The following is a 14,111-nucleotide window of genomic DNA, read 5'->3' on the forward strand; positions in this document are numbered from 1 at the left end:
CCCTGTCGAATACGGCCCCGCGCCCCTGAAGGCTCTAGGGCAACTTCAGAGTCAGAGCCGACTGGAGTGCTGCCGGGGTCGTCCAGTCCGAGCGGGCTCCCGCGTACGGGGTGCCGAAGGCGGTCGTGCCCAGCAGGAGTTCCTTCTTCGTGCCCTCCGGCGCGGTCACTGGGATCTGCGTTCCGGACGGGGCGGTGACCGTGACCGTGTCACCGACGCGGTACGCGGTCACGCGGCCGTTGGCCAGGGCCGTCTGCCAGGCGGCGCGGCGCTGTACCTCGGTGCCGATGGCGCTGTGCCGGGGGTTCTCCAGCGGAGTGTTGTCGGCGAACAGCGCCCGGTAGTCGTCCAGCACCTTCTCCATGACCGGGTAGAGCAGCCGCTCCTCCGCCAGGTTGGACTGGTGCGCGTAGTGCGGCCGGGGGTCGCCGGCGAGGGCGTGGCCGAGGGCGGTGCGCGCCTCCTGCGGGACGATGTGCTCGGCGTAGCCGGTGGTGGGGTCGAGCGGCTCGTCGAGGCAGGTCGAGGTGGGGTTGTCCTCGCAGACGCCGCTGCCGCCGTCGGTTCGCGAGGTGTAGACCCAGTTGTACTCGTCGGCCATCTCGGCCGCCGTGCCCACGTTGTAGTACACGTTCATCGGGTGGCGCGGCACGGTCAGGGCGTTGCCGATCGCGCGCTGGTCGGGCTCGCGGGAGTTGTCCGAGGCGATCCACTTGACGCCGGTGTCGGCGAGGGCGCCGGCCAGGTCGGGGTTGTCGTCGGGCTGCTGGGGCAGCGTCCTGAGGCCCGAGTGCTCACCGGTGACCAGCTCGGCACGGTCGACGGTCAGGCCCTTGTTCACGGCCCAGTCGTGGTTGTCGCGGATCTGCGCGGCGATCTCGGCGCGGCTCATGTACTGGGTGGAGCCGTCGGCGTTCTTCGCGCAGCTCCACGGCACGGTGGAGGTGTCCTGGACGCAGCCCAGGAAGGGGTGCGTGTAGGTGTGGTTGACCCAGCGGTACTGCGCCTTGTCGGCGAGCAGCCGGTCGGTGAGCGCGTCGGTGCCGCCGTGCTGGGCCTTCCACTCCTCGCCGGAGCCGGCGTTGTAGACCATGTCCATCGTGAAGCCGTGCTCGCGCTGCCACTGGGCGGCGTAGGCGGCGTCGTCCGCGGTCATGCGGATCGGCGTGGTGCCCTCGCCGTCGCCGCCCGCGCAGTCGAAGTCGCCCGGGGTGCAGTCGCGCTCGGTGTCCCAGCGGCTGTCCGGGGCGAACACGTCGTCGATGTGCACGGCGAAGGAATGGCGGGTCCGGCCGAGGTGCACGCCCTGGGTGAGCCACTCGACGATGCCGCGGGCCAGCAGCCGGAACTGCTGCTGGTTGCTGTTGTAGGCGAAGGTCACCACGAGTTCGCGGCGGCCGTCGTGGGAGTACTCGCCGACGAGGCTGCCGCGGCCGGTGCCACCGGGCACGGGGATGTCGACGTAGCTGGTGAAGCCGGTGCGGGGCCGGGCGACATAGCCGTAACTCTCCTGTACGGCCGGGGCGTTGTCCTCGAACCGGAACGCGCCGTCGAGGTAGCCGAACCAGCCGGCCTTCCCGGCCGCGGTGACGGATGCCTCGCGCCCGTCGAGAGTGCCCGCCCAGCCACCCTCGCTGGTGTAGTCGAGGCCGACCCCCGGGTGCGCCCAGGTGTAGGCGTCGACCTGCGGGATGCCGTACGTCCGCTCGTAGGTCTCCAGCGCGGTCTGCTCGGCGGAGCCCGCGCCGAACGGGGACTCGTTCGGCAGGACGACGCCCTGGTACCTGGCGCGGGGGCTGCCGTTCACCGTGTCACTCAGGAACGACTCGGTGATCTTCGGGCGGCCGGCGTTGTTCAGGTCGATGGTCGTGTACGGGACACCCGTGCTCCTCAGCTGGGCGGTGACGGCCCGGACCGGGCTGTCGCCGTTGTCCACCACCAGCACCTTCAGATCGATGCGCGGTTCCTCCGCGGCCGCCGCCCCGGGCGCCACCGCCCCGGCCGTGATCATGCCCGCCGCCGTCACCGCGGCGGCCGTGCCTCTCCATCCGCGCGCACGCTGCGCCATGGTTCCTCCCCCAGAAGATCCCCGAGATCCCCTTGCGGTCGAACAAAGGAGGATCCGTGGAAATCATGCAAAGCGGCGAGCAGGTCGCTCACCGGATCTCGATGAGTGTGACTCAGTTCACCGACATAGAGGATCAAGAAATGGCCACTACGCCACCGACAGGTGAACGCCCGCAGGAATGAGCGAACACGACCACACGCGTAGTCTCGTCGTCGAGTGTTCGCCGCACCGGGGAAGGCCCCGTGACATCCGAACCCTGAGGTCGCCATAGGGTCGGCTGTCGGGCCCGGTCGACCCACACCGTTCGACCACAGCAACTTCACATCGGAAGCGAGATTTCACCACCGTGACTGCTCTCACTCTCAGCACCGCCGCGGCGCCCGGTCTGCGGGCCGACGCCATCGTGATCGGTGTCGCCAAGGGTGCCAAGGGGCCGGTCGTCGCACCGGGCGCCGAGGCCGTGGACAAGGCGTACGACGGCAGGCTCGCCGGCGTTCTGGAGACTCTCGGCGCCTCCGGTGCCGAGGGCGAGGTGACGAAGCTGCCGGCACCGTCCGGCTTCAAGGCGCCGCTCGTGCTGGCGGTGGGCCTGGGCGCGGTGCCCGAGAAGGACGCCGACTACGGCACCGAGGCCCTGCGCAAGGCCGCCGGCGTCGCCGCCCGCTCCCTGGCCGGGTCCAAGAAGGCCGCCTTCGCCCTGCCCCTGACGGACGCCGTCGACGCCGGCGCGATCGGGGAGGGCGCGCTGCTCGGCGCCTACTCCTTCAACGCCTACAAGGACAACGGCAAGGACCCCAAGGCGAAGAACGCCAAGGCCCCGCTCGCCGAGGTCGCCCTGCTCGGCGGCAAGCCCCGCGACAAGGCGCACAAGGCCGCCGTCGAGCGTGCCGTCGCCGTGTCCGAGGAGCTCAACCGCGCCCGCGACCTGGTCAACACCCCGCCGAACGACCTGAACCCCGAGTCGTTCGCCGCGATCGCCCAGGCCGCGGCCAAGGAGCACGGCATCAAGGTGCAGGTGCTCGACGTGAAGGCCCTGGAGAAGGGCGGCTACGGCGGCATCCTCGGCGTCGGGGCCGGCTCGGTGGCGGGACCGCGCCTGGTGAAGCTGTCGTACACCTCCTCCAAGGCGAAGAAGCACCTCGCCTTCGTCGGCAAGGGCATCACGTACGACTCGGGCGGCATCTCGCTGAAGCCGGCCGGTCACAACGAGACGATGAAGTGCGACATGAGCGGCGCGGCCGCCGTGTTCGCCGCGGTCGTCGCCGCCGCACGCCTCGGTCTGGAGGTCAACGTCACCGGCTGGCTGGCCCTGGCCGAGAACATGCCCTCCGGCTCCGCGACCCGTCCGGGTGACGTGCTGCGGATGTACAGCGGCAAGACCGTGGAGGTGCTCAACACGGACGCGGAGGGCCGGCTGGTGCTGGCCGACGCGCTGTGGGCGGCGTCGCAGGAGAAGCCGGACGCGATCGTGGACGTCGCGACGCTGACCGGGGCGATGGTGCTGGCGCTGGGGAACCGGACGTTCGGGATCATGGGCAACGACGACTCCTTCCGTACGGCGCTGTTCGAGGCCGCGGGGGAGGTCGGGGAGCCGGCGTGGCCGATGCCGCTGCCGGAGCACCTGCGCAAGGGGATGGACTCGCCGACGGCCGACATCGCGAACATGGGCGAGCGGATGGGCGGCGGTCTGGTCGCCGGTCTGTTCCTGCGCGAGTTCGTGGGCGAGGGCATCACCTGGGCACACCTCGACATCGCCGGGCCGGCCTTCAATGAGGGCGGTCCGTTCGGGTACACGCCGAAGGGCGGGACCGGCAGTGGTGTGCGGACGCTGGTTCGGCTCGCCGAGCTGACGGCTGCGGGTGATCTGGGCTGATGATCGCCCAGTAGCCCGGTCTCGCCGGTTGTGTGGCGAGTGCGGGGGCGTGGGGGTTGTTCGCGCAGTTCCCCGCGCCCCTGGTCACAACGTGGGGCGTCTCACACAGCAGCCCGGCGTCTCCTTCTGTGCTGACAAGTGCGAAGATGGGGCTCGGCAGGACAGGGCCCCACCGAAGGGCCGAAGAACGAGCGGCCGGACACCAGCCGCCTGCCGGTCAGTGAAGACCGGCGTACGGCGCACATGCATGGAGGACGTGACGTGGCGAACGACGCCAGCACCGTTTTCGACCTAGTGATCCTCGGCGGTGGCAGCGGTGGTTACGCCGCGGCCCTGCGCGGGGCGCAGCTGGGCCTGGACGTCGCCCTGATCGAGAAGGACAAGGTCGGCGGCACCTGCCTGCACCGAGGATGCATCCCCACCAAGGCCCTGTTGCACGCGGGCGAGATCGCCGACCAGGCCCGCGAGAGCGAGCAGTTCGGTGTGAAGGCCACTCTCGAGGGCATCGACATCGCCGGGGTCCACAAGTACAAGGACGGCGTCGTCGCCGGCCTGTACAAGGGCCTGCAGGGGCTCGTCGCCTCCCGCAAGGTGACCTACATCGAGGGTGAGGGCCGGCTGTCCTCCCCCACCTCCGTCGACGTGAACGGCCGCCGCGTCGAGGGCCGTCACGTCCTGCTCGCGACCGGCTCCGTGCCGAAGTCGCTGCCCGGCCTGGAGATCGACGGCGACCGGATCATCTCCTCCGACCACGCTCTCGTCCTGGACCGCGTGCCGAAGTCCGCGATCATCCTGGGCGGCGGTGTCATCGGCGTCGAGTTCGCCTCCGCGTGGAAGTCCTTCGGCACCGAGGTCACGATCGTCGAGGGCCTGAAGCACCTCGTCCCGGTCGAGGACGAGAACTCCTCCAAGCTCCTGGAGCGCGCGTTCCGCAAGCGCGGCATCAAGTTCAACCTGGGCACCTTCTTCGAGAAGGCCGAGTACACCCAGGACGGCGTCAAGGTCACCCTCGCCGACGGCAAGGAGTTCGAGGCCGAGGTCCTGCTGGTCGCCATCGGCCGCGGCCCGGTCTCCCAGGGCCTGGGCTACGAGGAGGCCGGCGTCGCCATGGACCGCGGCTACGTCCTGGTCGACGAGTACATGCGCACCAACGTGCCGACCATCTCCGCCGTCGGTGACCTCGTCCCGACCCTCCAGCTCGCGCACGTCGGCTTCGCCGAGGGCATCCTGGTGGCGGAGCGTCTGGCCGGCCTGAAGACCGTCCCGATCGACTACGACGGTGTCCCGCGGGTGACGTACTGCCACCCGGAGGTCGCCTCCGTCGGTATCACCGAGGCCAAGGCCAAGGAGGTCTACGGCGCGGACAAGGTCGTCGCTCTGAAGTACAACCTCGCGGGCAACGGCAGGAGCAAGATCCTGGGCACCGCGGGCGAGATCAAGCTCGTCCAGGTCAAGGACGGTGCCGTCGTCGGCGTCCACATGGTCGGCGACCGCATGGGCGAGCAGGTCGGCGAAGCCCAGCTGATCTACAACTGGGAGGCGCTGCCCGCAGAGGTCGCGCAGCTCATCCACGCCCACCCGACGCAGAACGAGGCGCTCGGCGAGGCCCACCTGGCCCTGGCCGGCAAGCCGCTCCACGCGCACGACTGACCCCTCGGTCGACGAACGCGACGACAGACTTCCGCACTTTCCGTAAGGAGCAACCGAAACCATGGCGGTTTCCGTAACCCTTCCGGCGCTCGGCGAGAGCGTCACCGAGGGCACTGTCACCCGCTGGCTGAAGGCCGAGGGTGAGCGCGTCGAGGCCGACGAGCCGCTGCTCGAGGTCTCCACCGACAAGGTCGACACCGAGATCCCCTCCCCCGCCGCCGGCGTCCTGGCCTCCATCAAGGTCGCCGAGGACGAGACGGTCGAGGTCGGTGCCGAGCTGGCCGTGATCGACGACGGCACGGGCGCACCCGCTGCCGCCCCGGCCCCGGCCGCCGAGCAGGTCGCCGAGCCCGCTCCCGAGCCGGCCCCGGCCGCCCCGTCCACCGAGCAGGCCGCTCCGGCGCCCGCTCCCACCGCCGACGCCGCCGCCGGCGGCGGCTCCGCCGAGGGCACGGACGTGGTCCTGCCCGCGCTCGGCGAGTCCGTCACCGAGGGCACCGTCACCCGCTGGCTGAAGTCGGTCGGTGACAGCGTCGAGGCCGACGAGCCGCTGCTCGAGGTCTCCACCGACAAGGTCGACACCGAGATCCCGGCTCCCGCTTCGGGCACGCTGCTGGAGATCGTGGTCGGCGAGGACGAGACCGCCGAGGTCGGCGCCAAGCTCGCCGTCATCGGAGAGGCGGGTGCCGCTCCGGCCGCCGCCCCCGCGCAGGAGGCCCCGGCCGCCCCGGCCCAGCCCGAGCCCACCCCGGCTCCGGCGCAGCCCGCCCAGGCCCCCCAGGCCCCGGCTCCGGCCCCCAAGGCTCCGTCGGCACCGGCCCCCCAGGCTCCGTCGGCACCGGCTCCGCAGCAGCAGGTCACCCCGGCTCCCGAGCCGGCCCGGCCGCGCCTGCTCCCGCCCCGGCTCCGGCCCAGGCACCGGCCGCCCCGGCCGCCGCCAAGCCGACCGACGAGGGCGCCTACGTCACCCCGCTGGTGCGCAAGCTCGCCGCCGAGCACGGCGTCGACCTGGGCGCCGTCAAGGGCACCGGCGTCGGCGGCCGTATCCGCAAGCAGGACGTCATGGCCGCCGCCGAGGCCGCCAAGGCCGCCGCCGCTGCCCCGGCTCCGGCCGCGGCTGCTCCGGCCGCGGCGAAGAAGGCCCCGGTGCTGGAGGCGTCCCCGCTGCGCGGCCAGACCATCAAGATGCCGCGGATCCGCAAGGTCATCGGCGACAACATGGTCAAGGCCCTGCACGAGCAGGCCCAGCTGTCCTCGGTCGTCGAGGTCGACGTCACCCGCCTGATGAAGCTGCGCGGCCGGGCGAAGGACTCCTTCGCCGCCCGCGAGGGCGTCAAGCTCTCCCCGATGCCGTTCTTCGTCAAGGCCGCGGCCCAGGCGCTGAAGGCCCACCCGGCCATCAACGCCAAGATCAACGAGGCCGAGGGGACCATCACCTACTTCGACACCGAGAACATCGGTATCGCGGTGGACTCCGAGAAGGGCCTGATGACCCCGGTCATCAAGAACGCCGGTGACCTCAACCTCGCCGGTATCGCCAAGGCCACGGCGGAGCTGGCCGGCAAGGTCCGCGCCAACAAGATCACCCCGGACGAGCTGTCCGGCGCGACCTTCACCATCAGCAACACCGGGTCGCGCGGCGCGCTCTTCGACACGATCATCGTGCCGCCGGGCCAGGTCGCCATCCTCGGCATCGGTGCCACGGTCAAGCGCCCCGCGGTCATCGAGACGGAGGAGGGCACGGCCATCGGCGTCCGCGACATGACGTACCTGACCCTGTCCTACGACCACCGCCTGGTGGACGGCGCCGACGCGGCCCGTTACCTGACGGCGGTCAAGGCCATCCTGGAGGCGGGCGAGTTCGAGGTCGAGCTCGGGCTGTAGTTGCCAGGAGCAGCAGTACGGTGCCCCCGTCCGGATATCCCGGGCGGGGGCACCGCCTTTTGTAAGTCTCGTCTCACCTGCACCAAAGCACCCCCACCCACATCACCCCCGGAGCGACCCGGCCTTATTGTCTAAACGTCAAACCCCGTTAAGGAGCCTTCATGACCGCGCCCGTCATCCACTCGCTGCGCGAGCAGATCCGCGAGCACATCCTGGAGGGGATCATCAGCGGACGCTGGCAGCCGGGCGAGCGGATCGTCGAGCGCCGGATCGCCACCGAACTGGAGGTCAGCCAGACCCCGGTCCGCGAGGCCCTGCGCGAACTGGAGTCCCTGCGCCTGATCGAGTCCGCCCCGAACAAGGGCGTCCGCGTGCGGAACCTGACCGCCGCCGACCTGGAGGAGAGCTACCCGGTCCGGGCCGGACTGGAGGCCATCGCCGCCGAGCTGGCCGCCCAGACCCTCGCCGAGGACTGCTCGGCCCTGGAACCCCACGTCAGCGCCCTGTACGAGGCCGACCGCATGTCCGACGGCACCGCCCAGGTCCGGCACACCGTCGCCTTCCACCGCGAACTGGTCCGCGCGGCCGGCAACTCCGTCCTGCTGCACACCTGGGAAGGCCTCGGCATCGAGGTGTTCACGGCCCTGTCGATCCGCTGGCTGGGCACCCAGCAGCAGTCGTACGCCGAGGAGCACGAGGAGCTGGTCGCCGCCTTCAAGCGCCGCGACCCCCGAATCGCCGAACTCGTGAAGGACCACGTCCTGGGCTGCGCGCCCCGGGCGTGACACCCGAGCGTGCCCCCGCTCAAACGCCTCCCACCTGCGAAAACCCCTGGAAGGACCGTCACCGGGTGCCACCGCCGGAGGCACCCCGTGCCTACTTTCTCGTGATCAAGAGGTTTTGCCTCTCAACCCTTTGATCGATCATCGATCAGCGAGTTAGAGTCGCCGACGGGCCCACGCGGCGGAGCCGCAAGGTGTTACAGCACCCAAGCCCCAGCCCTGTCCTGCCAAAGACAAAGGGCACCCCCGAACCCTTACCGATGAGGGAACCCCCTTCGACTGAGGAAGGCGGCGACATGACCGACCCCAACGCCATCCAGCCGAGCGAGCTCGACCAGCTCCCGGACCGGGACCCGGAGGAGACCGCCGAATGGCAGGCCTCCCTGGACGCCGTCGCCGAAGCGGCCGGGCCGCATCGTGCCGCGTACCTGATGCGCCGCACGCTGGAGCGCGCCGAGGGCGCCGGCATCGCGCTGCCGAAGCTCCTGGAGACCGACTACGTCAACTCCATCCCCACCGCCGCCGAGCCGGCCGTGCCCGGTGACGAGGCGATGGAGCAGCGGATCACCGCGTGGAACCGCTGGAACGCGGCCGCGATGGTCACCCGTGGCAGCAAGTACGGCGTCGGCGGCCACATCGCCACCTTCGCCTCCGCGGCCTGGCTGTACGAGACCGGCTTCAACCACTTCTTCAAGGGCAAAGAGGCCGACGGCTCCGGCGACCAGCTCTACATCCAGGGCCACGCCTCCCCCGGCATCTACGCTCGCGCCTTCCTCGACGGCCGTCTGAACGAGGAGCAGCTCGACAACTTCCGCCGCGAGTCGGGCGGCAACGGCCTGCCCTCCTACCCGCACCCGCGCCGCCTGCCCTGGCTGTGGGAGTTCCCGACCGTCTCCATGGGCCTGGGCCCGCTCTCCGCCATCTACCAGGCGCGCTTCAACCGCTATCTCACCAACCGCGGCATCAAGGACACCTCCGCCTCGCACGTGTGGGCGTTCCTCGGTGACGGCGAGATGGACGAGCCCGAGTCGACGGCGGCCCTCGCGCTGGCGGCCCGTGAGGAGCTGGACAACCTCACGTTCGTCATCAACTGCAACCTCCAGCGCCTCGACGGCCCGGTCCGCGCCAACTTCAAGATCGTGCAGGAGCTGGAGGCCCAGTTCCGCGGCGCCGGCTGGAACGTCATCAAGACGCTGTGGGGCACGGCCTGGGACGAGCTGTTCCAGCTCGACACCACGGGCGCGCTCGTACGCCGTCTGCGCCAGGTGCCGGACGCGCAGATCCAGACGTACCAGACCCGCGACGCCGCCTACATCCGCCAGGACTTCTTCGGCGCCGACCCGGCGCTGGCGGAGATGGCGAAGCTGCTGAGCGACGACAAGATCCTCGAGTGCTTCCACCTCTCGCGCGGCGGACACGAGGCGCGCAAGGTGTACGCGGCGTACAAGGCGGCCGTCGAGCACAAGGGCGCGCCGACCGTGATCCTGGCCCAGACGGTCAAGGGCCACACCCTCGGCGAGGGCTTCGCGTCGAAGAACGCCAACCACCAGATGAAGAAGCTGACGGTGGACGAGTTCAAGAACATGCGCGACCTGCTCGGCCTGCCGATCAAGGACAGCGACTTCGTCGACGGCGTGGTGCCCTACGGCCACCCGGGCTCCGACTCTCCCGAGGTCCGCTACCTCCAGGAGCGCCGCGCCGCCCTCGGCGGTCCGGCCCCGGCCCGCCGCGTCCACCCGGTCGCGCCGCTGCCCGCCCCGGCGGAGAAGGCGTTCGCGGCCTTCGACAAGGGCTCCGGGGCGCAGAACGTGGCCACCACCATGGCGTTCGTCCGCCTGGTGAAGGACCTGGTCCGCGACAAGGAGACCGGCAAGCGCTGGGTGCCGATCGTCCCGGACGAGGCGCGTACCTTCGGCATGGAGTCGCTGTTCCCGTCGCTCGGCATCTACTCGCCCAAGGGCCAGACGTACGAGCCGGTCGACCGCGACCAGCTGATGTACTACAAGGAGGCCCGAAACGGCCAGATCCTCAACGAGGGGATCACCGAGGCCGGTTCGATGGCCGACTTCATCGCCGCTTCGACGTCGTACGCGACGCACGGCGAGACGATGATCCCGTTCTACATCTTCTACTCGATGTTCGGCTGGCAGCGCACGGCCGACCAGATGTGGCAGCTCGGCGACCAGCTCGGCCGCGGCTTCCTCATCGGTGCGACGGCCGGCCGTACGACGCTGACCGGTGAGGGACTCCAGCACGCCGACGGCCACTCCCCCGTCATCGCCGCGACCAACCCGGCGGCGCTGACGTACGACCCGGCGTTCGCGTACGAGGTCGCGGCCATCGTCAAGGACGGTCTGCGCCGGATGTACGGCGAGGCGGCCCCGGGTGAGGACCAGAACGTCTTCTACTACCTGACCGTCTACAACGAGCCGCTGCCGCAGCCCGCGAAGCCGTCCGTCGACGGCATCGACGAGGGCATCGTCAAGGGCCTGTACCGCTTCAACACGGCGGAGTCGGCGGGCATCACTCCTGCGGCCAACGCCCCGCGGATCCAGCTGCTCGGCTCCGGTACGGCGATCCACTGGGCGCTCAAGGCGCAGGCGCTGCTCGCCGAGGAGTGGGGCGTGGCGGCCGACGTGTGGTCGGCGACGTCCTGGAGCGAGCTGCGCCGGGACGCTCTGGAGGCGGACGAGGCGCTGCTGCGCGGCGAGGAGCGGGTGCCGTTCGTCCGGCAGGCGCTCCAAAGCGCCGAGGGCCCGGTGCTGGCGGTCTCCGACTACATGCGCCAGGTCCCTGACCAGATCGCGCAGTGGGTCGAGCAGGACTGGTCCTCGCTGGGCGCCGACGGCTTCGGCCTCTCGGACACCCGCGAGGCGGCCCGCCGTCACTTCGGCGTGGACGCCGAGTCCATCGTCGTCGCGGCGCTGGCCCAGCTCGCCAAGCGCGGCGAGGTCAAGGCGACGGCCGTGAAGGAAGCGCGCGCGAAGTACGGTCTGTAGGAGCTGTTCGGCAGGAGGCCCCCGCTGCGGCGGGGGCCTCCTCCTGCATGATGTGCTGCATGCGCGCTGCCCGGCTCATCAAGATGGTGCTGCTGCTCCAGTCCCGGCCCTCCATGACCGCCGCCGAGCTCGCCCGTGAGCTGGAGGTGTCGGAGCGGACGGTCACCCGGGACGCCCAGGCGCTGTCGGAGGCGGGTGTGCCGGTGTACGCGGACCGGGGCCGGGCCGGCGGGTACCGGCTGGTCGGCGGGTACCGTACGCGGCTGACCGGGCTGCACCGCAGCGAGGCCGAGGCGCTGTTTTTGTCCGGGGTGCCGGGGGCGCTGCGCGAGATGGGGTTGGAGGACGCCGCCTCGGCGGCCCGGCTGAAGGTGTCGGCCGCGCTGCTGCCCTCCCTGCGGGACGCGTCGAGGACGGCGGCGCAGCGGTTCCATCTGGACGCGCCGAACTGGTTCAAGGAGCCGAAGACGCCCGCCCTGCTGCCGGCCGTCGCCGACGCGGTGTGGGACGACCGGCGGATCACCGCGCGCTACCGGCGCGGTGACGACGAGGTCGTCCGGGAGCTGGAGCCGTACGGGCTCGTGCTGAAGGCGGGTGTCTGGTACCTGTGCGCTCGGGTGGCCGGGGGCGGGTCCTTCAGGGTGTACCGGATCGACCGGTTCACGGCGGTGGACACGGGCGAGGAGCTCTTCGAGCGGGAGCCGGAGTTCGACCTGCCGGCCTTCTGGGAGGAACGGGCGGAGCAGTTCGCGCGGTCCATCCTGCGGGTGCGGGTCGTGGTGCGGCTGTCCCGCGACGGTGTGCGCCGGCTGCCGTACGCCCTCGACTCGCTGTCCGCCCGCGAGGCCCTGGCGGACGCGGACGCCCCGGACGACGACGGCTGGGTGACGGTGGCCCTTCCGGTGGAGTCCGAGGAGGTCGCCCACGCCCAGCTGACGGCGCTGGGCCCGGAGGCGGAGGTCCTGGCGCCCGGGAGCCTGCGGGAGCGGTTCGCCGGGGACGCGCTGCGGCTGGCCGGGCTGTACCACCGCCAGGACGACGTATAACGATCCCGCGCACTCCGGGTGCGCCCCCGTGTCCCAGGCCCGATGCTGGACCCGTGATGGACGAGACGGAGTTCTGGGAGCTGGTGGACGACGCCCGGGAGGCCGCCGAGGGCGACCCGGAGGAGCAGGCCGACCTGCTCGTGGAACGGCTCGCGCAGCTGGACCCGGACTCGGTCCTGGACTTCGCCCGGCACTTCGAATCCCGCTACAACCGGGCCTACCGTTGGGACCTGTGGGGCGCCGCCTGGGTGCTGCTCGACGGGGCGAGCGACGACGCCTTCGACTTCTTCCGGTGCTGGCTGATCGGCCAGGGCCGCCATGTCTTCGAGGGCGCCGTGCACGACCCGGACTCGCTCGCCGATCTGCTGGACGACTTCGACGAGGAGATCGACGGCGACGGCGAGGAACTCGGCTACGCGGCGGACGAGGCCTACGAGCAGCTCACCGGCACGGTCGCCCCCGACCTGGGGGTCCCGCCCGCGCCCCCGGAACCGGAGGGCGCCCCGATCGACTTCGAGGACGAGGACCTGCTCGCCGAGCGCTATCCCCGGCTGTGGGAGCGCTTCAGGGGCTGATCAGGCGACCCGGCGGCGGCTGGTGTCGGACGGGAGGTACGCGTGCGTCTGGTCGGCGTTGACCGCGTGGTACAGCGGGGCGGCGTTGGCCTGGTCGAGGGCGGACGCGGTGGCCGCGGCCGGGCCCAGGACGACGGTCGCGACGGCGCAGAGCACCGCCCAGGGGCCGCGCGACATCCCGGTCCGGGTGCGCGCCGCCGGGTCCTTCGTACGGCTGCTGTTCATGATCCCCACCTCCGGTCGGCTGGTTGTGGGGTCGACCGTAGGGCGCCGGGATCTGAGGACCCTGCGCTTCGGCTGTGGCCTTCCTGTGGATGGGCCAGGCCCTGCAACCGGGCGGCCAGCTGTCTGATCTCCGGCAGTCTGGCGTGCAGGGCGGCGCCCGGGCAGCTGGTCATGTAGCCGTCGTTGTGGCCGGCGAGGGCGGGCAGCTTCGCGGTGGTGCCGGCCGCGTACCGGCTCAGGCCGTTGCTGGAGACCAGGTGGACGCTCGCCCGCGGGTCGGTGCCGGTCAGGCCCAGCTTCCAGGCGGAGAGCGCGGCGATGGCGTGGGTCATCGCCCGGGGTACGGGCATGCCCGCGGTGAAGGTGCCGAGGGCGGCGATGCCGGTGGTGCCGTGGTTGAAGCCCTGGGTGTGGGCGCCGGTGACGGCCCGCTCGACGCCGCCGGCGCGGCCCTCGTAGACGGTGCCGCAGCGGTCGACGACGAAGTTGTAGCCGATGTCGTCCCAGTCGCGGGTGCCGGTCTGGCCGATGTAGAGGTCCCTGAGGATGCGGGGCGCGTCGGCGCAGTCGTAGCCGTTGGGCGAGTCGGTGTGGTGGACGAAGACGGCGAGGACCCGGTCGTCGTAGCGCGGGCGCGGCTGCTTGCGGGCGGCGTCGCCCAGCCACCGCGCCCTCGGCACGATGTGCGGGCGCGGGGCGGTGTAGGGCGTGGCGGCGGGGCGGTGCGTGGCCGGGCGGGCGCTGGTCTCGGCGGCGTGCTCGACGCCGTAGGCGCACAGCACGAGCGCCACGACGGCGGCGACGCCCGGCAGGCAGCCGAGCAGCACCCGGGTCGCGCGTGGCATGCCGGCTATGCCGGGTGTCCCGGCGCCGCGGTGCCTGCGCGTACCCCGTCGTCTTCGGAAGAGCCGTCTTCGGAAGACACGCATGATCCCACTGTCGGCCTGATCCGGCCCGTCCGCGATGTGTGATGTGCCACCCGGTGGAACCATCGTCACGGTCCGCGACG

Annotated in this window: 10 protein-coding genes and 1 pseudogene; 8 read left to right on the forward strand and 3 right to left on the reverse strand. The window is 71.3% G+C overall.

Translation table 11 applies throughout. The annotated features are described in order from the left end of the window. Positions 1-34: 34 nt before the first annotated feature. Entirely contained in the window at positions 35-2,068 is a 2,034-nt protein-coding gene (locus tag V8690_RS11090) for a hypothetical protein (protein ID WP_338777899.1), read from the reverse strand. A 56-nt stretch (positions 2,069-2,124) separates the two neighbouring features. Here V8690_RS11090 and V8690_RS11095 point away from each other — a divergent pair, with 56 nt between their 5' ends. From V8690_RS11095 to V8690_RS11130, 8 genes and pseudogenes are all read left to right on the forward strand, one after another. Next, complete coding sequence (locus V8690_RS11095) at positions 2,125-2,250, forward strand: hypothetical protein (protein WP_338777901.1); 126 nt, start codon at positions 2,125-2,127, stop codon at positions 2,248-2,250. 164 nt (positions 2,251-2,414) lie between these two features. Then, positions 2,415-3,941, forward strand: a complete 1,527-nt coding sequence (locus V8690_RS11100) for a leucyl aminopeptidase (protein ID WP_338777903.1) — start codon at positions 2,415-2,417, stop codon at positions 3,939-3,941. A gap of 261 nt (positions 3,942-4,202) precedes the next feature. Beyond that, positions 4,203-5,591, forward strand: coding sequence for a dihydrolipoyl dehydrogenase (lpdA, locus tag V8690_RS11105; RefSeq protein WP_338777905.1), 1,389 nt, complete (start codon positions 4,203-4,205; stop codon positions 5,589-5,591). A gap of 61 nt (positions 5,592-5,652) precedes the next feature. After that, a pseudogene (gene sucB, locus V8690_RS11110) lies at positions 5,653-7,475 on the forward strand (2-oxoglutarate dehydrogenase, E2 component, dihydrolipoamide succinyltransferase). Between the two features lie 161 nt (positions 7,476-7,636). Then, positions 7,637-8,260 (forward strand): GntR family transcriptional regulator, encoded by a 624-nt coding sequence (locus V8690_RS11115; protein ID WP_338777907.1) that lies wholly within the window; start codon positions 7,637-7,639, stop codon positions 8,258-8,260. Between the two features lie 293 nt (positions 8,261-8,553). Next, positions 8,554-11,256 carry a pyruvate dehydrogenase (acetyl-transferring), homodimeric type gene (aceE, locus tag V8690_RS11120; RefSeq protein WP_338777909.1) on the forward strand — a complete coding sequence of 901 codons (2,703 nt, stop codon included), beginning with the start codon at positions 8,554-8,556 and terminating at the stop codon, positions 11,254-11,256. Between the two features lie 59 nt (positions 11,257-11,315). Then, complete coding sequence (locus tag V8690_RS11125; RefSeq protein ID WP_338777911.1) at positions 11,316-12,302, forward strand: WYL domain-containing protein; 987 nt, start codon at positions 11,316-11,318, stop codon at positions 12,300-12,302. Positions 12,303-12,358: 56 nt separating this feature from the next. Then, positions 12,359-12,877, forward strand: a complete 519-nt coding sequence (locus V8690_RS11130; RefSeq protein ID WP_338785316.1) for a DUF4240 domain-containing protein — start codon at positions 12,359-12,361, stop codon at positions 12,875-12,877. Here V8690_RS11130 and V8690_RS11135 read toward each other — a convergent pair whose 3' ends face one another. Both V8690_RS11135 and V8690_RS11140 read right to left on the reverse strand, forming a co-directional pair. After that, a complete protein-coding gene (locus V8690_RS11135) occupies positions 12,878-13,102 on the reverse strand; it encodes a hypothetical protein (RefSeq protein WP_338777913.1) in 225 nt (74 codons plus the stop codon). Next, positions 13,099-13,947 (reverse strand): peptidoglycan recognition protein, encoded by an 849-nt coding sequence (locus V8690_RS11140; protein WP_338777915.1) that lies wholly within the window; start codon positions 13,945-13,947, stop codon positions 13,099-13,101. Before V8690_RS11140 ends, V8690_RS11135 begins: the two co-directional genes overlap by 4 nt. Positions 13,948-14,111: the final 164 nt, after the last annotated feature.

This window comes from Streptomyces sp. DG1A-41, assembly GCF_037055355.1.
Classification (GTDB): domain Bacteria; phylum Actinomycetota; class Actinomycetes; order Streptomycetales; family Streptomycetaceae; genus Streptomyces.

Coding starts and splice junctions, on each gene's coding strand:
- V8690_RS11115 (WP_338777907.1), top strand. CDS start 7,637: ATGACCGCGCCCGTCATCCACTCGCTGCGCGAGCAGATCCGCGAGCAC.
- aceE (WP_338777909.1), top strand. CDS start 8,554: ATGACCGACCCCAACGCCATCCAGCCGAGCGAGCTCGACCAGCTCCCG.
- V8690_RS11125 (WP_338777911.1), top strand. CDS start 11,316: ATGCGCGCTGCCCGGCTCATCAAGATGGTGCTGCTGCTCCAGTCCCGG.
- V8690_RS11090 (WP_338777899.1), bottom strand. CDS start 2,068: ATGGCGCAGCGTGCGCGCGGATGGAGAGGCACGGCCGCCGCGGTGACG.
- V8690_RS11130 (WP_338785316.1), top strand. CDS start 12,359: ATGGACGAGACGGAGTTCTGGGAGCTGGTGGACGACGCCCGGGAGGCC.
- V8690_RS11135 (WP_338777913.1), bottom strand. CDS start 13,102: ATGAACAGCAGCCGTACGAAGGACCCGGCGGCGCGCACCCGGACCGGG.
- V8690_RS11140 (WP_338777915.1), bottom strand. CDS start 13,947: ATGCCACGCGCGACCCGGGTGCTGCTCGGCTGCCTGCCGGGCGTCGCC.